General features: G+C 68.5%; 26 protein-coding genes. 5 read left to right on the top strand and 21 right to left on the bottom strand.

Going from position 1 to position 22,884, the window contains the following annotated elements:
* Position 1: 1 nt before the first annotated feature.
* The 4 genes from GH266_RS07450 to pgsA all read right to left on the bottom strand — a co-directional run bounded on the left by GH266_RS07450 (position 2) and on the right by pgsA (position 2,713).
* The gene (locus GH266_RS07450; protein ID WP_158193329.1) at positions 2-1,237 is read right to left on the bottom strand and encodes a multidrug effflux MFS transporter; all 1,236 of its coding nucleotides are present in this window, start codon (positions 1,235-1,237) and stop codon (positions 2-4) included.
* Positions 1,238-1,345: 108 nt separating this feature from the next.
* Positions 1,346-1,831, bottom strand: a complete 486-nt coding sequence (locus tag GH266_RS07445) for a molybdenum cofactor biosynthesis protein MoaE (protein ID WP_158196094.1) — start codon at positions 1,829-1,831, stop codon at positions 1,346-1,348.
* 16 nt (positions 1,832-1,847) lie between these two features.
* Positions 1,848-2,099, bottom strand: a complete 252-nt coding sequence (gene moaD / locus GH266_RS07440; RefSeq protein WP_158193328.1) for a molybdopterin converting factor subunit 1 — start codon at positions 2,097-2,099, stop codon at positions 1,848-1,850.
* Positions 2,100-2,140: 41 nt separating this feature from the next.
* A complete protein-coding gene (pgsA, locus tag GH266_RS07435; RefSeq protein ID WP_158193327.1) occupies positions 2,141-2,713 on the bottom strand; it encodes a CDP-diacylglycerol--glycerol-3-phosphate 3-phosphatidyltransferase in 573 nt (190 codons plus the stop codon).
* 304 nt (positions 2,714-3,017) lie between these two features.
* On the opposite strand from pgsA, the gene GH266_RS07430 reads away from it, so the two are divergent.
* Positions 3,018-3,644 carry a GNAT family N-acetyltransferase gene (locus GH266_RS07430; protein ID WP_342354293.1) on the top strand — a complete coding sequence of 209 codons (627 nt, stop codon included), beginning with the start codon at positions 3,018-3,020 and terminating at the stop codon, positions 3,642-3,644.
* Positions 3,645-3,651: 7 nt separating this feature from the next.
* Here GH266_RS07430 and GH266_RS07425 read toward each other — a convergent pair whose 3' ends face one another.
* The 5 genes from GH266_RS07425 to GH266_RS07405 form a co-directional block, all read right to left on the bottom strand.
* Entirely contained in the window at positions 3,652-3,948 is a 297-nt protein-coding gene (locus tag GH266_RS07425) for an HlyU family transcriptional regulator (protein WP_158193325.1), read from the bottom strand.
* Between the two features lie 37 nt (positions 3,949-3,985).
* Entirely contained in the window at positions 3,986-4,612 is a 627-nt protein-coding gene (locus GH266_RS07420; protein ID WP_158193324.1) for a thymidine kinase, read from the bottom strand.
* A gap of 122 nt (positions 4,613-4,734) precedes the next feature.
* On the bottom strand, positions 4,735-6,807 hold the full coding sequence (gene uvrC, locus GH266_RS07415; protein WP_158193323.1) for an excinuclease ABC subunit UvrC: 2,073 nt from the start codon (positions 6,805-6,807) through the stop codon (positions 4,735-4,737).
* Entirely contained in the window at positions 6,804-7,592 is a 789-nt protein-coding gene (locus tag GH266_RS07410) for an SDR family oxidoreductase (protein ID WP_158193322.1), read from the bottom strand. Before GH266_RS07410 ends, uvrC begins: the two co-directional genes overlap by 4 nt.
* A gap of 67 nt (positions 7,593-7,659) precedes the next feature.
* Entirely contained in the window at positions 7,660-8,655 is a 996-nt protein-coding gene (locus GH266_RS07405) for a calcium/sodium antiporter (protein ID WP_158193321.1), read from the bottom strand.
* A 387-nt stretch (positions 8,656-9,042) separates the two neighbouring features.
* On the opposite strand from GH266_RS07405, the gene GH266_RS07400 reads away from it, so the two are divergent.
* On the top strand, positions 9,043-9,714 hold the full coding sequence (locus tag GH266_RS07400; protein ID WP_158193320.1) for an outer membrane protein: 672 nt from the start codon (positions 9,043-9,045) through the stop codon (positions 9,712-9,714).
* A 157-nt stretch (positions 9,715-9,871) separates the two neighbouring features.
* Entirely contained in the window at positions 9,872-10,696 is an 825-nt protein-coding gene (locus GH266_RS07395) for a phosphate/phosphite/phosphonate ABC transporter substrate-binding protein (protein ID WP_158193319.1), read from the top strand.
* A gap of 9 nt (positions 10,697-10,705) precedes the next feature.
* Here the strand turns inward: GH266_RS07395 and GH266_RS07390 are convergent, their stop codons facing one another.
* A complete protein-coding gene (locus GH266_RS07390) occupies positions 10,706-11,320 on the bottom strand; it encodes a glutathione S-transferase family protein (protein WP_158193318.1) in 615 nt (204 codons plus the stop codon).
* 313 nt (positions 11,321-11,633) lie between these two features.
* On the opposite strand from GH266_RS07390, the gene GH266_RS07385 reads away from it, so the two are divergent.
* Positions 11,634-11,888, top strand: a complete 255-nt coding sequence (locus GH266_RS07385) for a hypothetical protein (protein ID WP_158193317.1) — start codon at positions 11,634-11,636, stop codon at positions 11,886-11,888.
* A 12-nt stretch (positions 11,889-11,900) separates the two neighbouring features.
* Here GH266_RS07385 and GH266_RS07380 read toward each other — a convergent pair whose 3' ends face one another.
* The 6 genes from GH266_RS07380 to GH266_RS23595 form a co-directional block, all read right to left on the bottom strand.
* Positions 11,901-12,890, bottom strand: coding sequence for a DUF1176 domain-containing protein (locus GH266_RS07380; protein ID WP_158193316.1), 990 nt, complete (start codon positions 12,888-12,890; stop codon positions 11,901-11,903).
* 55 nt (positions 12,891-12,945) lie between these two features.
* Positions 12,946-13,578 (bottom strand): ribonuclease T2 family protein, encoded by a 633-nt coding sequence (locus tag GH266_RS07375; RefSeq protein WP_244953787.1) that lies wholly within the window; start codon positions 13,576-13,578, stop codon positions 12,946-12,948.
* 86 nt (positions 13,579-13,664) lie between these two features.
* Positions 13,665-14,111 carry a cytoplasmic protein gene (locus tag GH266_RS07370; protein ID WP_158193314.1) on the bottom strand — a complete coding sequence of 149 codons (447 nt, stop codon included), beginning with the start codon at positions 14,109-14,111 and terminating at the stop codon, positions 13,665-13,667.
* A 107-nt stretch (positions 14,112-14,218) separates the two neighbouring features.
* Entirely contained in the window at positions 14,219-15,070 is an 852-nt protein-coding gene (locus GH266_RS07365) for a 23S rRNA (adenine(2030)-N(6))-methyltransferase RlmJ (RefSeq protein WP_158193313.1), read from the bottom strand.
* Entirely contained in the window at positions 15,067-15,588 is a 522-nt protein-coding gene (locus tag GH266_RS07360) for a GNAT family N-acetyltransferase (RefSeq protein ID WP_158193312.1), read from the bottom strand. The genes GH266_RS07365 and GH266_RS07360 overlap by 4 nt, the downstream gene beginning before the upstream one ends.
* 239 nt (positions 15,589-15,827) lie before the next feature.
* Positions 15,828-16,655 carry a cold-shock protein gene (locus tag GH266_RS23595; protein WP_158193311.1) on the bottom strand — a complete coding sequence of 276 codons (828 nt, stop codon included), beginning with the start codon at positions 16,653-16,655 and terminating at the stop codon, positions 15,828-15,830.
* Between the two features lie 562 nt (positions 16,656-17,217).
* Between GH266_RS23595 and GH266_RS07350 the strand changes: the two genes are divergently transcribed.
* On the top strand, positions 17,218-17,877 hold the full coding sequence (locus tag GH266_RS07350) for an MBL fold metallo-hydrolase (RefSeq protein ID WP_158193310.1): 660 nt from the start codon (positions 17,218-17,220) through the stop codon (positions 17,875-17,877).
* An 80-nt stretch (positions 17,878-17,957) separates the two neighbouring features.
* Here GH266_RS07350 and GH266_RS07345 read toward each other — a convergent pair whose 3' ends face one another.
* The 5 genes from GH266_RS07345 to GH266_RS07325 form a co-directional block, all read right to left on the bottom strand.
* Positions 17,958-18,968 carry a DUF1402 family protein gene (locus GH266_RS07345; RefSeq protein ID WP_342354292.1) on the bottom strand — a complete coding sequence of 337 codons (1,011 nt, stop codon included), beginning with the start codon at positions 18,966-18,968 and terminating at the stop codon, positions 17,958-17,960.
* A gap of 167 nt (positions 18,969-19,135) precedes the next feature.
* A complete protein-coding gene (locus GH266_RS07340) occupies positions 19,136-19,567 on the bottom strand; it encodes a hypothetical protein (RefSeq protein WP_199270470.1) in 432 nt (143 codons plus the stop codon).
* Complete coding sequence (locus GH266_RS07335; protein ID WP_209001562.1) at positions 19,564-20,712, bottom strand: anhydro-N-acetylmuramic acid kinase; 1,149 nt, start codon at positions 20,710-20,712, stop codon at positions 19,564-19,566. The genes GH266_RS07340 and GH266_RS07335 overlap by 4 nt, the downstream gene beginning before the upstream one ends.
* Before the next feature lie 177 nt (positions 20,713-20,889).
* On the bottom strand, positions 20,890-21,858 hold the full coding sequence (locus tag GH266_RS07330; protein ID WP_199270469.1) for a heparan-alpha-glucosaminide N-acetyltransferase: 969 nt from the start codon (positions 21,856-21,858) through the stop codon (positions 20,890-20,892).
* 22 nt (positions 21,859-21,880) lie between these two features.
* Positions 21,881-22,831, bottom strand: a complete 951-nt coding sequence (locus GH266_RS07325; RefSeq protein ID WP_158193309.1) for a DMT family transporter — start codon at positions 22,829-22,831, stop codon at positions 21,881-21,883.
* Positions 22,832-22,884: the final 53 nt, after the last annotated feature.

Here is a 22,884-nt window from a genome sequence, read left to right as displayed (position 1 = left end):
GCTAGACGGTGAACATCCGTCCGCGCTCGGTCCAGGCGACGACGGCAAGGCCGGACAGGGCGAAGCAGGCGAAGCCGACAGTCAGCGGCAGCACCGATCCGTCGAAGCGGCTGGAGACGAGGAAGCCGAGCGCTGCGCCGCCGCTGGTGGTGACGAAGCCGAGCATGGCGGAGGCCGCGCCGGCGATGTGGCCGAGCGGCTCCATGGCGATGGCGTTGAAACTCGGGCCGATCAGCCCGAAGGAGAAGACGCCGAGCACCAGCAGCCCGGTGAAGACGAAAAGGTTCGAGCCGAAGGTCAGCGCGGCGATCACCTGGACGATGTTGAGCAGCGCGTAGGCGACCAGCGCCCAGTGCGAGAGCGGGCGCAGGCCGATGCGCTCGACCAGCGAGGCGCTGAGGAAGGACGAGGCGGCGAGCGCCAGGCCCATTACGGCAAAGACCAGCGGGAAGGCCGCGCCGAGGCCGAACAGGTCCACATAGATCTGCTGCGCCGAGGCGATGAAGGAGAACAGCGCGCCGAAGATCAGCGTCGTTGCCAGCATGTAGCCGAAGGTGGTGCGGGTGGCGAGCGTGGTGCGGTAGGCGCCGAGCACGGTGCTGACGGACAGCGACCGGCGTTCCTCCACGGGAAGCGTCTCGCGCAGGCGCAGCAGGCACCAGCCGAGCATGGCGAAGCCGCCGAAGGTGAGCATCAGGAAGATGGCGCGCCAGGGCGCGACGAAGAGGATCAGCTGGCCGATGGACGGTGCGATGACCGGCACGGTCATGAAGACCATCATGACGAGCGACATCACCTTGCCCATGCGGGCACCGGAATAGCAGTCGCGCACGGCCGACAGCGCCACCACGCGCGGGGCGGCGCAGCCGATGCCCTGCAGCAGGCGGGCAAGCAGCATCTGCTCCATGGTCGGGGCGAAGACGCTGAGAAGCCCGGCAAGGGCATAAAGGGTCAGTCCGCCGAGCAGGACGGGGCGCCGGCCGAAGCGGTCCGACAGGGGGCCGCAGACGAGCTGCGCCGAGCCGAAGCCGATCAGGTAGACGATGACGATCTTCTGGCGTTCGTTGGGATCGGAGATGGCGAAGGCCCGGCCGATATCGCCGAGCGCGGGCAGCATCACGTCGATGGCGAGGGCATTCAGCGCCATCAGCGCGGCAACGATCGCAACGAATTCCGTGAAGCCGAGGCCATGGCGCGGGCCGTCGATCACCTCGACGGGCGTAGCTGTGGTGTTCATGAGCGGTCCGGTCGCAGACCCCCGGTCAATCCGGGGGCGCGCCTGTTTGGGGAGGGGGAAGCATGTCTGCCACGAATAGGCAAGACTTCCTCCCTTATCGGCGGCAGGTCAAGCCTTCCAGCGGTCTGCGTCGCGCGTGTCGCTGTCGCGGGCGTCCACCCAGTTGCCGCTGCTGCCGTCCTTGAGGTGCTCCTTCTTCCAGAAGGGCGCACGGGTCTTGAGATAGTCCATCAGGAACTCGGCCGCCTCGAAGGCCGCGCGGCGGTGGCGCGATGCGGCGACCACCAGCACGATATTGCCGCCCGGCGCGATCCGGCCATGCCGGTGGATTGCGGTCAGCCCGTCGAGCGGCCAGCGCTCGCAGGCCTGGCGGGCGATGCGGGTGATCTCCGCCTCGGCCATGCCGGGATAGTGCTCCAGTTCGAGCGCGACAAGGCGGCCGCCCTCGTCGCGGCACAGGCCCGTGAAGGTGACGACGGCGCCGATGTTCGGGTTGGCCCGCCGAAGCTGCTCGATCTCGGCCGCGACGTCGAAATCGCCGCTCTGGATGCGGACCTCGACCGGCGGCAGGCTGGCTGGGGCGGGTTTCGGCATGTCGGCCATGGCAGGTTCAGCCGCCGGTCATCGGCGGGAAGAAGGCCGCCTCGCGCACGCCGGCCAGCGGCGCGTCATGCTCGGCATGCTCCTGGTCGAGGGCAACGCGGATGATCTCGCGGTCGGCGAAGGCGCTGGCATAGCCCTCGTCGCGGGAGGCCAGCCAGTCGAGCAGGTCGGCGACCGTGGTGATGCTGCCCGGCAGATCCACGGTCTCGGCGTCCTGGCCGATCCGCTCGCGGACCCAGGCGAAATAGCGCAGCTGCATTCTCGTGCTCCGTCCTTGCGGCGGTCCCGACCCCAGGTCGGTCAGTCCCGCACCAGGTGGCCGATGCCGGCCCGGAAATAGTCGTAGCCGGTATATAGCGTCAGCAGGGCCGCGATCCAAAGGGAGATCAGCCCGAGGATCTGCGTGCCGGGAAGCACGGTCTCGCCGGCCGGTCCGGCCAGCAGGAAGGCCATGGCAACGAGCTGCACGGTGGTCTTCCACTTGGCGAGCTTGGTTACCGGCACGCTGACGCGAAGGTCGGCAAGGAACTCGCGCAGGCCCGAGACCAGGATCTCGCGGCACAGGATGATCGCCGCGGCAATCATCGACCAGCCGCCGATATCGCCCCGTCCGGCCAGCAGCAACAGGCAGACGGCCACCAGCAGCTTGTCGGCGATGGGGTCGAGCATCTGGCCGAGACGCGACTGCTGCTGCCAGGCGCGGGCAAGATAGCCGTCGAAGAAGTCGGTGATGGCGGCGACGATGAAGATGCCGAGTGCGACCCAGCGCGGGCCGTGGCCGGGGAAATAGAAGCAGATCATGACCGCGGGAACCGCAAGGATGCGCCCGTAGGTCAGGATGTTGGGAAGGCTCCAGACATGGGATTGAGACATGTCGCTTCAGGGTCTCGCACTGCATGAGTGGCGGGGATAGGTATCGCCCTTGAAGCATGCGGGCCCCATCGCGTCAATCGGGCCTCCGTGCCGCAGGCCGTTGCGGGCGCGCCACCGGTGCCCTGAAACTGCGGCCGGCCGGTGCTCCCCTCCTGCCCGAAGACGGGTATATCTGGGGACAGTTACAGGCAGTCCCGGCAGTCGGCGAGGGTGGGAAATGATCGAGAGGCGGAACGGATTCGGGCAGGCCATCGGGCCGGATGTCGCAGGCTGGAGGGCGCGCCCCCGGCCGCCGCGTGATGTCATGCAGGGCAGGACCTGCCGCCTCGAGCCGTACGAGCCGCGCCATGCCGCCGGGCTTTTCGCCGCCTATCGGGAAGACCGGGAAGGCCGCAACTGGACCTATCTCGGCTACGGCCCTGTCGAGACCGAGGCCGAGTTCCTGAACTTCGCGGAGGCGACCTATCGGGGCGAGGATCCGCTGTTCCATGTGGTGGTGGACGCGGCGAGCGGGCGCGAACTTGGCATTGCCAGCTACCTGCGGATCGATCCGGGCAACGGCGTGATTGAGGTCGGGCACATCAACTTCTCGCCGCTGATGCAGGGCAGCGTGCAGTCCACCGAGGCGATGTATCTGATGATGCGGCGGGTGTTCGACGAGCTCGGCTATCGCCGCTACGAGTGGAAATGCGATGCGTTGAACGGCCCCTCGCGGCGGGCCGCCGGACGGCTCGGCTTTTCCTACGAGGGCACGTTCCGCCAGGCGATGGTCTACAAGGGGCGCAACCGCGACACGGCGTGGTTCTCGATCCTCGACAGCGAGTGGCCGCACTTGCGCGCGGCGTTCGAGGCCTGGCTGTCGCCGGAGAATTTCGACCTGCAAGGCCGGCAGATCCAGCGGCTGGAGGATATCCGCTCGCAGGCGCGGTGAGAGCGGTTCAGTCGAAGACCCGGTCGCCCTGTTCTTCGATGATCTGGCGGGCCTTGCGCGCGGCGAACTCCGCGGCCTGTTCCTCGCTCGGCATCAGGTCGGCGCGGATGAAGTCGTGGGTGCGGGTGGTGCCGTCGTCGAAGGTGCGGGAAATGGAGCCGGCCACCTGCCACTGGCCGTCGCGCGCGGTCGGCGCCGGGGTGATGAGGTAGCCCTTGTATTCCTGCGTCTGGTGGCGCGAGGCCGCCGGGGCCTTGTCGCCGCCGCCGCCGAACAACCCGCCGAAGATCTTGCCGAAAACCATTGCCCGTCCTTCCCTGTGTGTCCGCCGCGCAGCCGGCTCAAGCGTCGGCTGCGCCTCCATCCGCTTCAGCCTCGCGTCTGCCGTCATGCGACAGCTGCCGGCGCGACCAGTGGCGCCGGCACAGGGAGACATAGCGGTCCTCGCCGCCGATGACCACCTGCTCGCCCTGTTCGACGATCCGTCCGGAGCCGTCGAGCCGGGCGACCATGGTTGCCTTGCGCCCGCACCAGCAGATCGTCTTGACCTCGCGCAAGGTGTCGGCAAGCGCCAGCAGGGCCGCGCTGCCGGGGAACAGGCGTCCCTGGAAGTCGGTGCGCAACCCGTAGCACATCACCGGGATGCCCATGTCGTCGGCAACGCGGGCAAGCTGCCAGACCTGTTCTTCGGTGAGGAACTGGGCCTCGTCGACGAAGACGCAGTCGACAGGGGCCGTCGCGCGGCGGTCCGCGATATGGGCGGCAAGATCCGTCGAGGCCTCGAAAAGGTCCGCTTCCGCCGCAAGACCGATGCGCGAGGCGATGCGCCCGCGTCCGGCGCGGTCGTCGATCGCCGCCGTCAGCAGCAAGGTCGCCATGCCGCGTTCGCGGTAGTTGTAGGCCGCCTGCAACAGGATGGTCGACTTGCCGGCATTCATCGAGGAATAGCTGAAATAGAGCTTCGCCATGGGTCCGAACAAGGCTGGTGGTCACAAGGGAATCGGCCACGGGGCCTTCCGCATCATGGCGGCTTGCCGACTGACGCCCGACCTTTCCGGGCGGTTTTGCACAGATTAGGGCGGCGCGCGCGTTATTCGTGGAAGTGGTCGTAGATCGTGCGCGCGACCGTTTCCGACACGCCGTCGACCGCCATCAGGTCGTCGATGCCGGCCTTGGAGACGGCCTTCGCCGTGCCGAAGTGGCGCAGCAGCGCGCGCTTGCGGGCAGGGCCGATGCCGGCGATCTCGTCGAGCGGGCTGCGGGCGATGTCCTTCTTGCGCCGCGCCCGGTGCGTGCCGATGGCAAAACGGTGGGCCTCGTCGCGCAGGCGCTGCACGAAGTAGAGCACCGGGTCGCGCTCCGGCAGCATGAAGGACGGCTTGCCGGGGACGAAGAATTTCTCGCGCCCGGCGTCGCGGTCCGGCCCCTTGGCGATGCCGACCAGCGGTACGTCCTCGATGCCGAGCGCAGTCAGCGTCTCGCGCGCCGCGTTGAGCTGTCCGAGGCCGCCGTCGATGAAGACGAGATCCGGCCAGGCCGGAATTGCGCTGGTGTCCTCGGCCGTCTCCTCGTCCGGGTTCGCCGTTTCGGGGGCAGGCGTTGCCGCCTTGCGCTCGTCGGCATGCTCCTTGAGCAGGCGCGAGAAGCGCCGCGTCAGCACCTCGCGCATCATGCCGTAGTCGTCGCCCGGAACCAGCTCCTCCGAGCGGATGTTGAACTTGCGGTACTGGCCCTTGGCGAAGCCTTCCGGGCCGGCGACGATCATGCCGCCGACCGCGTTGGTGCCCATGATGTGGGAGTTGTCGTAGACCTCGATGCGGCGCGGCGTTGCGCCCAGGCCGAAAGCCTCGCCGACGCCCTTGAGCAGGCGGGCATGGCTGCTGGTCTCCGCCAGCCGGCGGCCGAGCGCCTCGCGCGCGTTCTTGTGGGCGTGCTCCACGAGCTCCCGCTTCTCGCCGCGCTGCGGCACCGCCACCTCGACCTTGTGGCCGGCGCGCTCCGTCAGGGCGGCGGCGAGCAGCGCCCGCTCCTCGATCTCGTGCGACAGCAACACCAGCCGCGGCACCGGCTTGTCGTCGTAGAACTGGGCGAGGAAACTCTCCAGCACCTCGGCAACGCCGAGCGAGCTGTCGGCGCGCGGGAACAGGGCATGGTTGCCCCAGTTCTGGCCGGTGCGGAAGAAGAACACCTGGATGCAGTACTGCCCGCCTTCCTCGTGGATGGCGAAGACGTCCGCCTCCTCCACGCTCTGCGGGTTGATGCCCTGGTGCGACTGGATGTGGGAGAGGGCCGCGAGGCGGTCGCGATAGACCGCCGCGCGCTCGAAATCGAGCGTTTCGGAGGCCGCCTCCATCTGGTGCGCGAGATCCTTCTTCACCATCTGGCTGCGGCCCGACAGGAAGGACTTCGCCTCCGCGACGAGGCCGGCATAGTCCTCCTGGTCGATTTCGCCGGTGCACGGGCCCGCGCAACGCTTGATCTGGTAGAGCAGGCAGGGGCGGCTGCGGTTGGCGTAGTAGCTGTCGGTGCAGTTGCGGATCAGGAACGCCTTCTGCAGCGCAGTGATCGTCCGGTTGACCGCGCCGGCGGAGGCGAAGGGGCCGAAGTAGCTGCCCTTGCGCCGGCGGGCGCCGCGATGCTTGACGAGGGCAGGGGCCTCGTGGTCGCCGGTGACGAGGATGTAGGGAAACGACTTGTCGTCGCGCAGCAGCACGTTGAAGCGCGGACGCAGGCGCTTGATCAGGTTGGCCTCGAGCAGCAGCGCCTCGGTTTCCGTGCCCGTGGTCACGAACTCCATCGAGGCGGTGGCCATGATCATCCGCATGATGCGGTTGGACTGGCCCTGCAGGCGCGTGTAGCTGGTCACCCGCTTCTTCAGCGAGCGCGCCTTGCCGACATAGAGAACCGTGCCGTCCTCGTCGAGCATGCGGTAGACGCCCGGCCCCAGGGGCAGCCTTCGCACGGCATGCGCGATGACGTCGACGCCGCGTGCGTCCGGCCCGAGCGGCGAGGGCTCCGCCTCGAAGACGGGCATGGGCACCCGCCCGTCGCCGTCCCCGGCGCTTTCGCCCGCGCCCGCATCCCCGGTCTCGGCGGCCTCGTCGGCGTCGAGGTCGTCGGGCAGGTCGTCGTCGGGAGGAAGGTCGTTGTTGCGTCCGTTCATTCCGCGATGCCTACGACGTCCGGGGTCTCCCAGGCAAGATGCTGGCCGCCATCGAGGGCGATCATCTGGCCGGTGATCGACGGCGTCTCCCACAGATAGCGGATGGTGCGGCCGAACTCCTCCAGCGCAGGTCCGCGCCGAAGGAGCACCGCCTCCGCCTGGCGGGCGAAATCGGAGGCCTGCTGACGCGTGTTGGCAAGGGTCGGGCCCGGACCGATGCCGTTGACGCGGATGCGCGGGGCGAGCCCTTGCGCCAGTGTCTGCGTCGCCGCCCACAGCGCGGCCTTGGACAGGGTGTAGGAGAAGAACTGCGGCGTCAGCTTCCACACGCGCTGGTCGATGATGTTGACCACCAGCCCGGTCATCCCCTCCGGCAGGGCGTTCGCCATTTCCTGGGTCAGGAAGATCGGCGCACGGGTGTGGATCGCCATGTGCTTCTCGTAGCGCTCCAGCTCCAGCTCGCCGATCTCGTCCTTCTCGAAGATCGAGGCGCTGTTGACAAGCAGGCGGACGGGGCCGAGCTGCGTGCGTGCGGCCGCCATGATCCGCCCCGGCGTCTCGGGCTGGGTCAGGTCGCCGGCGACGATGCAGGCACGGCCGCCGCCCGCGGCGATGTCGGTTGCCAGCGCTTCTGCCTCCGACAGCGAGCGGTGGGCGTGGATCGCCACCTGGAAGCCATTGGCCGCGAGATCCTCGGCAATGGACCGGCCGATGCGCAGGGCGGCGCCCGTCACCAGGGCCACGGGGGACTGCGCGTTGCTGGCAGGCATCTGGGAAACGGACATGGCGACTCGCTGGTTGTCGAAATGGACGAGATGTCAGCGGGTCTTACGCGAATTCGGGACAGCCCGATCAGGCGACCTTGCCCGTCTGGAACACGACGAAAATGTACAGGGCGTACAACGCGCAAAGAATGATACCGGACGGCCAGCGAATGGTCACCTTGAACGCGGCGAAGGCGAGCACCAGCAATGCGCAGGCGAGCATGGCCCACAGGTCGAGGCGCAGGACCTCCGGCGGCACCTGCAGGGGCACGACCATCGAGGTGATGCCCATGATGGCGACCAGATTGAAGATGTTGGAGCCGATGACATTGCCGAGCGCGACGGCCGCGTGACCGCGAATGGCGGCCATCAGCGAGGTCATGAGCTCCGGCAGCGACGTCCCGAGAGCGACCACGGTGAGGCCGATCACCGCGTCGGAAACGCCCCAGTTGCGGGCCAGCGCCGAGGCGCCCTCGATGGTGAAATGCGCGCCCAGCGGCAGGCCGATCAGGCCGAGCACGATGAACAGGATGGCGAGGCCGACATTCTCCGGCACACCCTCGACTTCGTCGAAAGGAAGCTCCTCGTCGCCATCCCCGTCGGCGACCGCTGCAGCGCCGCCATTCTGGGCGCGATGCTTGCGGGTGGCGCGCACCGATTCCCACAGGAACAGCGCCAGCAGCATCAGCAGGATCGTGCCATCGAAGCGCGAAAGCGGGCTGTGGAACGCCATGCCGATGAAGATGGCGGTGATCGCCACCATGAACACCGAGTTCCTGACCGCGCCGTTCTCGTTGCAGGACGTTGCGGCGAACAGCGCCGGCAGGCCGAGAACCGCAAGCACGTTGGCGATGTTGGAGCCGACCACATTGCCGATGGCGATGCCGGACAGGCCATCGAGCGCTGCGCCCAGGGAGATCACAAGCTCGGGTGCGCTGGTGCCGAAGGCGACGATGGTCAGTCCGATGACGAGGGTTGGAATGCCAAGCCGCTCGGCGATGCTTACCGACCCGCGAACCAGAACGTCACCGGCGACGATCAGGACGACGAGGCCTCCCACGAGGCTGACATAGTCGATGAGCATGAAGCTGTGGCACCCGGCTGATAGGTGGACGGATTGTCGAGCGTGCGGCCAGCGAAGGCGATGGGCCTTGCGCGGAGCACAGCTCCGGTGCCCGCGCCACCGGCTGAAGACCTGCCCTATATATGCATTTGCCCGGAGATGAAAAGCCCGGTCTTCGGGACGTTGTTCCGCGTCCGGTCGCAGTGACCCCTGTCGAAACTGCCCATGCACCATGGTAACCAACCGGTTACCATGTCACCGAAAAATCGTTTGTTGCCACGGGATCTCCCCATTTCGTCTGGGGCGGTGCCACATTCGTCCGTCATAGGTCACTGTCTGGGGGGCCGGGCGTGTCTGGGATGCAATCCCGCATGTCCGCTTGTTCCACGTGGTAACTGGAGTATTCACATGAAGCGTCTAGCTGCTGCCGGCCTTGCTGCGGCCGCCGCATTTGCGGCGAGTGCCCCGGCTCTCGCGGCCGACCTTCCGCAGCCCGAACAGCCCTACACCTACTCGGATCCGGTTCCGGCCGAGCGGTTCGACTGGTCGGGGTTCTATTTCGGTGGGCATCTCGGTTGGAACTGGTCCGATTATCGTGTCTCCAACGCGGTAACCGGCCGGTTCAACAACAATGACAATGGCGTCACCGGCGGTGTCCATGCCGGCTACAACTACATGGTCACGCCGAACTTCCTGCTGGGCGCTGAAGCCGACTTCAGCCTCAGCGACATCGAGAACTCCCGCACCGTCGCCGGCGTCAACTACAAGACCTCGAGCAGCTGGAACAGCACGGTGCGCGCACGCGCCGGTTGGGCCTTCGACCGCTTCCTGGTCTACGGTACCGGTGGTCTTGCGATCGCCGACGTCGATGCCTCGGCCAACGGCGCGTCCGAGAGCGTGGCCCGTATCGGCTGGACGGCGGGTGCCGGTGTCGAGGGTGCTGTCACCCAGAACGTGACGGCTCGCCTGGAGTACCAGTATCAGGACTACGGCGACACGAACTTCGGTCTCGGTGGCCAGACCTACAAGAACAAGCTGGACAGCAACCAGGTCCGGTTCGGTCTCAGCTACAAGTTCTGATCCCCTCCCGGATAGAACTGACGCCAGGGGGAGCCGCATCGCGGCTCCCCTTGTCGCATTTGAAGGGCCGTCCGGTCGATGCCGGACGGTTTTACGCGCCTTGCCAGGCGCGTGAAGGCTTTCTAGCCTTGGAGGAACCGCGCCAGAGAGGTTCCCTTTGCCCCGCATCCCATTCCCCGACAGTTCCGCCCCCTTCGCCTTCCTGCCGATGTACGATTGGCCGGAGGTCCGCGCGCAGACCGACCGATTGTGGTCGCTCCTGCGCGAGGCGCTGGCGGATCTCGGGTTCGATGCGCCTGCGCGCCTGGAGCGCGGCCGCGCGCTGATGGACGGCTGGCGCGATCCCTCCCTGCTGCTCGGCCAGACCTGCGGCTTGCCCCTGGTGCGCCATCTCATGGACAGCGTTTGCGTGCTCGGGTCGCCCGACTACGGCCTGCCCGATTGCCCGCCCGGCCATTACTGTTCGGTCGTCGTGGTGCGCGAGGGGGACACGGCGGCGTCGCTCGATGACCTCCGTGGGCGCCGGTTTGCCTACAACCATCCCGGCTCGCAATCGGGGGAGGGCGCGCTGCGCCACCTGCTCGCGCCCGTCGCCGGGGGGAGAGCCGTCTTCTCGTCGGTGACGGAGAGTGGATCTCACCGGGCCGCACTCAAGGCCGTGGCCGCAGGAGAGGCGGATGCGGCAACGCTCGATGCGATGAGCTACCGGCTGGCGCAGGCCCATGAGCCCTCGGCATCCAGGGTGCGGGTGCTGCTGTCCACGCCGCCGACGCCGGGCCTGCCGATGATCACGGCGCTGGCCAATCGCGGCCGCGTGCCGCTGTTGCGTCGGGCAGTGGCGGCGGCAATTGCGGCCGCGCCGCAGGACCTGCGCACGGCGCTGTCGTTGCACGGCTTTGCGGCCTTCGCTGCGGAGGATTACCGCATCATCGCCGAGCGCGACCGACGGGCGGCCGCGCTCGGATATCCTGTTCTCGCCTGAGGCACTGCGTCAGGCTGCGATGCGCGTCTCGGCGAAGGAAGGTACGGCTGCCTCGAAGGCATCGAGCCAGGCGACGAGCTTGGGATGGTCGGTACGCCAGCTGCCGGCAAAGCGCAGGTCGAGATACCCCAGCGCGCAGGCAACGCCGATCTGGCCGACATCGGGGATGCCGCCGGCCGGCACCGCTGCCGGCGGGGCCGCCTCCAGAACGGCGAGCGCACGGGTGACCTTCTCGCCCTGATAGGCCAGCCAGTCGGCATGGCGGCGTTCCTCGGGCCGGAAGCGCGCCTCGTAGACCTGCAGCAGGGCGGCATCCATCAGCCCGTCGGCAAGAGCTGCGAGGCACAGCACGTCGAAGCGGGTCTCGCCGTTCGGAATGATCCGCCCGCCGCCGGCGAGATGGTCGAGATATTCCAGGATCACCCGGCTGTCGAACAGCACCTTGCCGCCTTCCAGCACCAAGGCGGGGATCTTGCCGAGCGGGTTCTGGCCGCGGATCGAATCCTGCGGATCGAGCGTGTCGGTCATCTCGACCTTGAGACGGTCCTTCAGGCCGAGGCTTGCCGCTGCGATCTTGATCTTGCGGCCGAAGGGAGAGGGCGGGGAAGAGCGAAGCACGAGCACGGGGGAGCCTCCGGTGTTGCTGTGGCGCGGGAACGGTGCTGCGGAGCGGGAAGCCCGGTCGCAGGACGCGCCTGCGGCAGGGCGGAGGGGTGCGGTGTTGCCGAGCGAACTTTCTTGCCGGCAACGATCTCTGGTTAACGCGGTTTTGCGTTGTCTGTCCACGGGTTGAAAAACAACAGAGGTTTCAGCGCGTTGTTGATACGAATTGTCGGGGCGGCGGTAAGGTCTCGTTAAAGGCGGGTTCCTAGCGTGGCGACAACCGGGGCTGTACGGCCCTTTTCGTCCCTTGCCCGCCACTCGCCAAGGATCCGACATGCGGCTCGCGCTTCACTCTCCGTTCGGAGCGTTTTGCAAGGCGCTTTGCCTGTCGGCCGCGATCTACGCGGTTTCCGGCCCCTCGCTCGCCCCCTATCGTCCGGACATCGTCGACCTGCCGCTCAGCCGCTACCATCAGGCGGTCAACGAGCTGATCTCCGACCAGACACCGATGCTGGCCATGGTGACGGACCCGTTGAAGGCATCGCCCCACATCGTGCGTCAGAAGATCGACGGGATGCTGCGCCGCTGAGGCGTTTTCGCGTCAGCGGGGATGCTGGCGCGCCCAGCTCCCCGGCCTGGAGGCGTCGCGGCAATCGTCCGGACCCTCGAACTGTTCCATCCTGAAGGCATGGTCCTGCCAGATCCAGCTGGCACGATAGCCGCACACGCGGTCGCCCGGGCCGACATATTCGGCCGCCAGCACACCGGCGGCGTGGTCGAAGCGGACATTCGACAGCAGGTCGGTGCCGGTCCAGCCGAAGCGCGGATCATGCAGGGCGAAATACAGCGTCTCGATGCCGCCGATCTCGCCGGTGTCGCGCATGTAGAGGCGATAGGTCACCGTCTTGCCCGACACCGTGCAGGGAATGGCGTAGAGCACCGCGGTCTGCCCCAATGCGCCGATGGGAATGCCGACGTTGCGAAAGGCATCGCTGTCGGTTGCCTCGCAGTCGCTGCTGCGGGCATGGCGCTCCAGCACCGCGTAGGGAATGCCGAGCGCGGCGACCGCCTCGCTGCGAGAGGGGGCGGCAACAACGGGAAGCGCGGGTGCGGCGACTTTCGGCGCGGCGGGCAGTTTCAGCTGTCCGGCCATCGCCTCCAGCCCGGCCGTCAACCCGTCCAGCGAGAAGACCGCGTCATGCGCCTCGGCGACGGCATCGAGGTAGGAGATGCGCAGGCGAGTGCCGCCGCGCAGCGCGTCCAGCAGCTTGCGCCCGGCCCCGGCATCGGTGACGAAGAAACGGCGGGCGTCGCCATGGAGAGCGAACTCGCCGGGCCGCAGCACATGGACGAGGTTGCCGTCGACCTCCCATTGCATGGCGCGGTTGTCGTCCGGGCGCGGGCCACCGACGGCAAGTTCCAGCGCCAGTGCCTCGCCGCTCGGCGACAGGGCGAGGGCGAAGAGCGGCTCGCCGGTCAGTTCCTCGCGCCCTTGCGTCGCCAGCCGGCAGGCCTCGCGCGTTGCGCAGTCCAGCTGCCAGTCGCCGAAGGGCTCGGCGCCGGCGGGAGCGGAGGAAAGCACTGCCAGCATACAGACGGCGGCGGCCGTTGCCAGGGCGGAAAGGCGGGCGGGCGGCTTGCGTCGTTCAGCGGCCGGGTGCGGGGACATTGATCTGCCTTTGCGTGCAGCCGCGCCGGTCGACCCAGCGGCAGGAGCGGAACTGGAGGTCTCGCGTGAAGCATACACGCACCTCGCTCAGCCGTCCGGCCTCGCAGGTGACGGCGATGGCATTGTCGCGCAGGCCCGGATTGGCGAGGCGGAAGGCGGTCTCCACCGCGTCCGGCGCAACACGGCCGCCGGCCTCCAGGCTATCGAAGGCAGCCGGGATCCGCAGCTTCTGCAGCGCCTTGCGGGAGAGATCGAAATAGGCCTCCGGGCTCAGCCCGCTGCAGCTGCCATGCTTGCGCCACTGATGCCGGACGAGCCCCCGGCTCGGCATGATGTCGAGCATGCCGTCGACGGTGCGGCGGGAGAGGTCGCGGCCCTGGGCGGTCCCGCAGAACTCCGGATAGCCGCGCTCGTATTGCGGCCACAGCCCGTGCAGGACGAAGCGGAAGGGACGCACGGCGCGGCACTGCATCGGATCGGCAGAGCGTCCGGCGCGGGCGCAATAGGACGGGGACCAGGACAGCGACAGCACGTAGTAGTCGAAGCGGCCCGCCTCGCCCGCCCTGCCAGGCGCGGCGCCGGGGAGGGCAAACGCCGCTATCGCAAGCACTGCCGTCCTCACGCAGGCCATGCACTGCCGGAGCAGCGAACGGGCGGTCTGCCGCATCATGCCGGTCCTGCCGTGTTGAGGGCTGCTCAGTAGGGGCGAACCGTCCGGCAGTTCGCGTCATAGACCCGCCAGGGGTCGACGCCGGCGACGCAGGCCTGGAGGTTCCAGGAGACGCCGACGAAGCCGCTATGCTCCATGATCGCGTAATAGACGCGCCGCTCGCGGCCGTCGCTCATCTGCGCCCGCGCCTCGCAGTAGCGGCGGGCATAGGGGCTCGGCTGGTTCACCTTGTAGGCGGTCTCGGTGATGCGGTGCATCTCGCGGATCTTGACGCCTCCGCTATAGACCGGGTCGGCGCCGGCGATATGGCCCATGACAGCGCCCTGCACGGACATGGCCTCGCAGTCGGGCACGCGCGGCTCGCCGTTCCAGGAGAAATAGGGCCGCTCGCCGGCGGCCGCCGGCAGGGCCAGCGCGACGGCCAGAACGGCGCCGGACAGGCTGCGCAGAAGCGGGCGGGCAAAATCGGTCATGCGGGGGTCTCCTCGGCGGCCAGATCTGGACCCGTGGACGATGCGTCAGCGGGCTGTCCCGGTCAAGCGTGCGCATGACCGGGAGGCTTCATGCGCACGCCCCGCGCTTATTCTCCGGTCAGGTCGAAGACCTTCCACTCGGCGCCGCGCCCCTGCTGCAGGGTTTCGGTCAGCCAGGGCAGCAGCGTCTGCAACTCGCTGCGCAGCACCCACGGGGCGTTGATCATGATCAGGCCGCTGCCGGCCATCGGCTTGTCGGCGCCCGGGCGGCCGGCGAAGTGCTCGGCGACGGAGATCCGGGGGATGCCGGACACCGACATGGCGTCGTAGAAGCGCTTGACCAGCTTGCGGTCCTTGATCGGATACCAGGCCATGTAGACGCCCGTGCCGAAGCGGCGCCAGGCCTTGTAGAGGCCGGAGGCGAGGTGCTCGAACTCGTTCTGCTCCTCGAAGGGGGGATCGACGACGACGAGGGCGCGCGTTTCCTTCGGCGGGACGAAACTCTTGATCGCATGCCAGCCGTCGAGCTCGATCACCTTGGTGTGGTAATCGCCGGCAAAGAGTTCGGCGAGCTTGGCCGCGTCGAGCGGGTGCAGCTCGGTCGCGGTCAGCCGGTCCTGGTCGCGCATCAGCTTGCGGGCGAGCAGCGGCGAGCCGGGATAGAGCGTCAGCTTGCCGCTTCCGCCATTGACCTCGCGCACCACGTCGAGCCAGGGGGCCAGCAGCTCGGCCACCTTGGGCGGCTGCGGGGTCTCCAGCACGCGGGCGATGCCCTGCTTCCACTCGCCGGTGCGCTGGGCATCGCCCTTGGTCAGGTCGTAGAGGCCGAGGCCGGCATGGGTGTCGATGACCCGGAACGGCGTGTCCTTGGTCTTGAGATAGGTGAGGATGCGGGCCAGGACCGCGTGCTTGAGCACGTCGCCGATATTGCCTGCATGAAAGGCGTGCCGATAGTTCACGCTGAAACTCCTTGCTGTTCCGCAGGCATCACCGCCCGGGCCAGGTAGACGACCGCCTTGTCGCCGTGGTCGTTGGCGCCGATCTCCGCGAAGCCGAGCCGCTGGTGGAAGCGCAGGGAGCCCGGATTGGCCGGCCGCGTATTGACCTCGCAGGCCAGCGGCAGGCCAACCCTGTCCGGATCGGCGGCGAGCAGGGCGAGCAGCTCGCGGTAGAGCCGCTCTCCGGTCCCGGACCCGCGCGCGGCGGGCGCTAGGGCGATCCGGTCCACATAGGAAAAGCTGCCGAGATTTTCCTTCAGCCAGGCGAAGTTGCGGCTGTCGTAGTCGGCGGTCTCGTCGAGGCAGACCATCAGTCCGATGACGCCGTCAGGCCCCACGGCAACCAGCGTATGGCGGCTCTGGGCGGCGAGCGCGCGCAGTTCGTCCGGCGTGAGACTGTTGACGGCCGGCAGGCTGGCCTCGTTGGCGGCGAGCGCTCCGTCGATATCGGCGGGGGTGAAGGGGCGAATGTCGATCATGTCCGGTCTATGGCTGCTTGCCGCCCGCCTTGCAAGTCTTCCGGTGTCGCTGAGGCTCGGCTGTGAACGCGGCTGAAGAGGGGACCGGTACCGGCCGTTCCCGCGAACGGGCCGGGCGACAGTGCCGCGGGGAGAAACGAAAGACGGCGGCCATCGCTGGCCGCCGTCATCTCTGTTCGCAGGGGTGCCGCAGGCCCAAAGGCGCGGCAACCCGGCGAGGAGCGGACTTGCAAGGCGGCTTATGCCTCCTCGTCGCCGCCTTCCTCGATCTTCAGTTCGACGGCCTTCGGGCCCTTGCCGTGCCGGTCCGGCTCGGTCTCGAACGAGACGCGCTGGCCGCTGTCCAGGCTGGTGAGGCCGGAGCGCTCGACCGCCGAGATGTGCACGAAGACGTCGGCATCGCCGTTGTCCGGCATGATGAAGCCGAAGCCCTTGTCGGACTTGAAGAACTTCACGACACCCGTCTGACGGGGGCCACGCTCCACCGGAGGTCCGCGACGCGGGCCGCGGTCTCCGCCCTCGCGCGGGCCGCCGAAGCGGTCACCGCCCTCACGCGGAGCGCCGAAGCGGTCGCCGCCGCCGCGCGGGCCACGGTCGCCACCGCCGCCGAAGCGATCGCCGCCACCGCCGAAGCGGTCGCCACCACCGGGGCGCGGGCCACGATCGCCGCCGCCGCCGAAGCGGTCGCCACCACCGGGGCGCGGACCACGATCGCCGCCGCCGCCGAAGCGGTCACCGCCGCCACGCGGACCACGATCACCGCCGCCGAAACGGTCGCCGCCGCCTTCACGCGGGGGACCGCCGAAACGGTCGCCGCCGCCGCGCGGGCCGCGGTCGCCACCGCCACCGAAGCGATCACCGGACGCAAAGGGCTCTTCCGGAACGAAGCCCGGCTCCGGGGCGGTCCAGCCGGCTTCGCCGAAACTGTCGCGCCGTCCGCCCCGTTCGGGCTTGTTGCGCTTGCCGTGGTCGAAACCAGCGCCGAATTCGTCCGCGTCCCCACCATAGTCCTTCGAACCGCCGCGCCGCTTTCCCTGCCGACGATTGTCCGAACGCCAGTCTTCCATGTTCACATCACCTTGTAAGAGCCTGCTGCTCCGGCAGACTCGCAGATCTTCATCGTCCGACGCAGGGCTGCCTTCTCAGTCCTTGCCACGTCGGGTTCCACATGCGGCTGTCAGCCACACTCCGTCGCACGACTTACCCAGAGGAAGCCAGTTGCGACCGTGCAGCGTGACCAATTTCGATGACTTGTGTCTTGCCGAACCGCCCGAACTCACGCTTTCGACACCCGCGCACCGCTCCCAGCCTTGCCAACCGCGCGTATATCATACGGTCTTGGAAGCCATCCGGGCAAGGAAAACCCTTGCAGGCCGTGTCTCTGGCGGGTTTTTCCGAAAGCGGGGAGGGGCAGCGCGGCATTTGCCCTGATCGAAATGACAGGTGCCGTGCCCGCAGCCGGTCATTTCCGCGCCCGGTGGTTGCCAGACCGACCGCCGGCGGGTTACCTGAGCGCCTGTGCCTGCGACGGCCCTCTGCAGAGGGGGGCAGGCGTCGCAGCGACCGCAACCCAGGCCGCCGCAGCCCAGCCGCCGGCCCATCCATCCCATTCAGTCGACGGGAGCCGTCATGTCGGAACAGCAGGGCCAGGAGCCCCCCATCCAGATCATCGTCATCCCGGTCACCGCTTTCCAGCAAAACTGCTCCGTCATCTTCGACCGCGAAACCAAGGCCGGTGCGGTGATCGATCCGGGCGGCGATGTCGACCGCATTCTGGGTGCGCTGGAGGAGCATGGGGTCAAGGTCGAGAAGATCGTCCTGACCCACGGCCATATCGACCACGTGGGCGGAGCAGCCGAGCTGGCCGAACGCCTGTCCGTGCCGGTGCTCGGCCCGCATGAGGCCGACCGGCCGCTGCTGGAGCGGGTGGAGCAGCAGGCGCGCGAATTCGGCGTCGGCGACGTGCGCTCGGTCGAACCGGATACCTGGCTGTCGGAAGGCGACGACCTCACCATGGCCGGCCGCAGTTTCCAGATCCTGCACTGCCCCGGCCATGCGCCGGGCCATCTGGTGTTCTTCGATCCGGAATTGCGCTTCGCCATCTCGGGCGACGTGCTGTTCGCGGGCTCGGTCGGGCGCACCGACCTGCCGGGCGGCAACCACGAAACGCTGATCGCGTCGATCCGCGACAAGATGCTGCCGCTCGGCGACGACGTCACTTTCCTGCCCGGCCACGGCCCGGCCTCGACCATCGGCCATGAGCGGCGGACCAATCCGTATCTGAGGTGAGAGTGCTCTGCCGCCGGGCGTGACCGGCGGCGGCCCGCCCCGCAGATCGAGGACGCTGCCCGGCGTTCGGCGCGGCCTGGTTACAGCAGGCCGCGCAACACCTCGATCTTGTCGTTGACCAGCCAGCCATAGTAGTTTTCGACCGGCCAGGTCTGCGTCCCCGCCGCCCGCCGGCGCCGGAAATCGGACGCACGCGCCCAGGGATCGCCGAGATTGTAGAGCGTTGCGGTCAGGCCCGGATTCTTCGAGATGTCGACATTCGCCACCACCTTGTAGGCGTCGATGGCATCCCGCAGGATCGCGGCCATGTAGTGGAGCGAGCGGCCCGGATCCATCGCCGCGCGATAGATTTCCTGCTCGTTGCCGGGCGAAAGCTTGTCCAGTCCGCTGGTCCTGGCGACCTTGTCGCTCATCATCAGCACGGTCAGCGGCGACAACTGTCCCAGCCCGAAGCTCTGGCCGGCGAAAAGCGGCTGGAAAAACGCCTCGTTGAAGGTCTTTTCGGGATAGCGGGTGCCGTCGACGCGCTTGCCGCGGAAGGTGCTGTTCCACACCCGCTGATAGCAGTTCCAGAGCGTGTTGGTGTCCTTGCGCCCGGCATTGCAGCGCTCGAACTGCGGGCGCTTGACGAAGTCCTCGACATGCTCCCCGCCGAGCGAGAATTCCATGCGGATGCCCGCATAGCTCAGCGCCTTGACATAGTAGGACTGAGCGCTGTCGAGGCTGTCGTAGTTATAGGTGTGCTCGCCGACGATGGCGCCCAGCATGTGAACCGGGTCGATGCCGTAGAGCCCGGCGACACGCTTGATGTCGCGGATCAGGCGGCTGTCGCGGCGCAGGACACCGACGATGCGGTCGAACTTGGCGTCGTAGCCGGAGTTCCCGGCCGCGGTGCGGCGGGCCGAGGCGAAGGGGATGCGCGGCTGCGAGGCATGACGGTTGCCGGGCGGCACGGTGGTCGCCGCCTTCGCCTCGCTGGTCAGCGCGGGAAAGCCGTCCGGCCCGTCCGGCGCGGGCATGAAGGCGAGCAGCAGGGTGGCGAGCGCCGCGTTGACAGCCGTTTTCCGGCTGCGGGCAAGAAGTCTGGTCATGGTTGCCACGGCTGTCCGGCGCTGAGCGTGTGAGATACCCTGTCCATATACCGGCGAGCCGATCCGTGGGAAGGCTTGTTGCATGCCCCTGCTTTCGCGCAGGCGAACATTTCTCGAGGTGTTGCGCCGGGTCCACGACCTGAGCTTGGCGAGGGGGAAAGAGGGGATCATGCGGGGGGCTGCATCCGGTCGTTTGCGGTAAGGGCGGCTTCGGCAGGTGGCAGCGGATCCGGAGGGTCGATGGCGGTCGCCACCGGCCCCATCAGCAGATGGACCGAGCGGGGCACTTCGAATTCGCGCAGGAAGGCGTCATGCAGGCGCAGGCCGCATATCTCGCGCTGGATCAGCACGTTCCACAGCGCCTCGCAGGCTTCCGCATGGCGGCGGCGCCAGCGCCTGCGGGCCTCCTCGCGTGTCTCGGGGCCCGCCTCGTGGAACCGGCGCGCACTCGCCTGCAGGCGCTGAAGCGAGCTTGCGAGAGCCTTGTTGAGGCGCACGAGCGTCGCGATGCGCTCGGCCTCGGCCTCTTCGCGGAAGATCTCGCCGAGCGGATCGTCGGGCTGGCGCCGTCGCAGGCTTTCGGGAAGGCGCAGCGTCATGGGCTGCCTGCCTTTGCCTGCGCCGTTGCTGCGTGGATCACCCCGCCGCCCTGGGCTCTCGCGACGCCGGTCGTGGTGGGAAAGCTGATCGGCAGGGCGCGCAAGGTGCGGGTGGCGAGCAGCGCGAAACACTCGGCCTCGACCGCATCGCCCCGCCAACCGAAATCCTCCGACATCAGCACCTCGACCCCGGCGCGCGCCGCGATCTCGTTGCGCATGACCGGATTGTGGCGGCCGCCGCCGCACAGCACCAGCCGCTGCGGGCGGGCGGGCAGCCGGTCGAGCGCCTTGGCGACGGCGCCGGCGGTGAAGGCGGTCAGCGTCGCCGCGCCGTCCTCATCCGACAGGCCGTCGGCCATGGCGGAGGTGAAGTCGTTGCGGTCGAGCGACTTGGGGTAGGGCGCGACGAGATAGGGGTGCTCGAGCAGGCGGGCGAGGCGAGCCTCGTCGACCGCGCCGGCGGCGGCGAGGCGGCCGTCCCGGTCCATGCTGCCGCGCCCCTTGCGGCCAATCCAGTCGTTGAGCGGGGCATTGGCCGGCCCGGTGTCGAAGGCGTGCGGCACGCCGGAGGCATCGACCCAGGTGATGTTGGCAACGCCGCCGAGGTTCAGCACCGCGGTCTCCGGACCGGCATCCGCGCGCTTCAGCAGCGCAGCGTGATAGATGCCGGCGAGCGGTGCGCCCTGGCCGCCGGCGGCCATGTCGGCGCTGCGGAAATCGTTGACGACGGTGATGCCGAGCCGGCGGGCCATCGCCGCGCCGTCGCCGAGCTGGCGCGTCCGGCCGGCCCGCTGCGGCGCGGGCGCGCGGTGCAGCACCGTCTGGCCGTGGAAGCCGACGGCGGCGACATCCGAGCGCGGCAGGCCGACATCCTCCAGGAAGGTCGCGACGGCCTCGGACTGGGCTTCGGTGATGCGGGCTTCGGCCCTGGCGAAGATCTCCGGCTCGTCGCCGGAAAAGCCCCAGTCGGCTGCTTGGGCGAGGGTCTCGACCAGCAGCGGGCGAAGGTCGGAAGGGTAGGGGGCAAGCGTCCAGGGGCCGAACTCGGCAATGGTCTCGCCGTCGCTGCGCAGCAGCGCCACGTCGATATTGCCGTCCAGCACCGTGCCGGTCATCAGGCCGACGGTCCATTCCTGCCGGATCATTCAAGGGCTCCCATCCGGTCGTCCCGGCTCTTGCCGGTCCGGCTGGTCAGCCGGCCGGTATGTGCCATCGCCGTCGTCACTCGCGATATTCCCCAATCGCCTCATAAGTGTAGCACGAGAATGCCGGGTTGAGGCGGTCGGCGAAGTGACCTGTGTCACGTTCCGGTGAAAGCGGCTTCAGTTCGCCTGCAAGCGGCACATGCGATAGCGCTCGGCCAGCAGGTCGTTGAGGCCGGGGTCCTCGGGGCGGGCGAGCAGGGCCTGCCATGTGCCGTCGGCGCGAAGGGCCTCCACCGTGCAGCTGCAGGTAGCGCGGCAGGCGGCCTCCTCCCCGGTGATGGTGCAGCTTTGCACGCATTGTTCGACGAAGGTCTCCGCCGTGCGGTCCGGCGTCAGGCCGAGGGTCGCTGCCGTCCAGACCAGGCCGAACAGGATCGGCTGGTGGACGAGATAGACGAGCAGCGAGTGGCGGCCGGCAAGTGCGGCAAGGCGTGTCGCCGGTCCCTGTGCCGTCCAGGCCGCGAGGTGCGCAAAGAGCCCGGAGGCGAGCGCCAGCCTGCCTGCGACGATGCCCGCCAGGATCGCCGCCATCCAGGGCAGCAGCGGCACGTAATCGACCGAAAGCGGCGGATCGGCGATGAGGCCCGTCCACACGAGCCAGGCATCGCCGGGAAAGCTGAGCGATACGACGCTCGGCAGGGCGAGCGCGGCCAGCGCCAGCCCGCCCACCAGCCAGAGAGGCGCGCGCAGCGCCGGCAGCGCCAGCAGCGAACCGGCCGCGATCGCATGCAGGATGCCGAAGCGGACATATTGCTCGGCGAGTGCGAAATAGGTGGCAAGGCTGATGGCCGCGGCGGCAAGGGCGATCTTGCCCGCCCGCAGCAGGGCGCGGTCCAGCCGCAAGGCGCTGCGATGGGCGAGGACCTGCCCGACGCCGACGAGAAAGAGAAAGCTCGCCGCGATGGCCATGGCGAAGATCCGCCAGCCGAGGCCGGAATCGACGGGCCAGTCGACCGCGCCGAACCATTTCAGGTCCCAGGAAAAGTGGTAGACGGCCATGGTGGCGAGCGCGAGCCCGCGCGCCACGTCGAGCGCATCGATCCTGCCGGAATAGGGAAGGGCGGGTGCGGAAGCGGTCTTTGTCACGATTGTCTCGTCTCCCGTGCGGTCAGGCCGGGCTGGCCGGCTCGGTCTCGGCCGGGACGGGCGGCACGATGGCAGGGGCGGCCACGATCTCGCGCGGGCGCCGCACCAGCATCGGCACCAGCTGGACGGCGAGGATCGAGGCGAAGATCAGCACGCAGCCGACAAGGCCTGCCGGGCCGAGCCGCTCGCCCAGCAACAGCGCGCCGAACAGAGCGGCGAACAGTGCCTCGGAGGACAGCAGGATCGCGGCGTCCGCCGCCCGTGTCCAGCGCTGGCCGATGGCCTGCAGCGTGAAGGCGAGGCCTCCGGAGACGAGACCGGTGTAGAGCAGTTCGGGACCGGCTGCCAGCACCGCGTCGATGCTGACCGGCTCGAGCAGCAGGCCGGGAATGATCGCCGCCGTTCCCACCACCGCGAACTGCCAGACCGAAAGAAGCAGAGGGCGGGCGCAGTGGCGCACGACGCTGCCGATCATGCCGACATGCAGCGCGCAGAAGACCGCGCAGACGAGCATCAGCACATCGCCCGTGGTCAGCGCGGACAAGGCGCCGCCGCCGAGCAGGTAGATGCCGCTAAGCGTGACCAGCGAGGCGGGCCAAACGACCGGATGCGGCTTTTCGCGAAAGGCCAGCAGCGCGACCAGCGGCGTCAACACCACATAGATGCCGGTGAGAAAGCCGGCATTGGTCACGGTGGTGGTGAGCAGGCCGATCTGCTGCAGCGAGATCGCCGCGAAGAACACCAGTCCGAGCGCGGTGAAGGCGCCGGCGGTCCGCAGGTCGAGCGGCCGGTCGCGGCGCAGGCGCGTTTCGGCGATGGCGAAGGGAAGGACCGCAAGCGCCGCCATCAGGAAGCGGATGCCGGTGAAGGTGAGGGGGCCGACATGCTGCATCGCCGTGGCCTGCGCCACGAACGCGGAGCCCCAGATCAGGGCAGTCAGAAGCAGAAGCGTATTGGCGAGGGTGCGGCTCATCAGCTTGCGCTACCGGAAAGGCGAAGCGGCCGCAAGCGGCTTGATCGAGCGGC

The organism is Stappia indica (assembly GCF_009789575.1).
In the GTDB taxonomy this organism is placed as follows: domain Bacteria; phylum Pseudomonadota; class Alphaproteobacteria; order Rhizobiales; family Stappiaceae; genus Stappia; species Stappia indica_A.
Note: the sequence above shows the minus strand (reverse complement) of the source record. Positions and strands in the feature narration are given on the sequence as shown.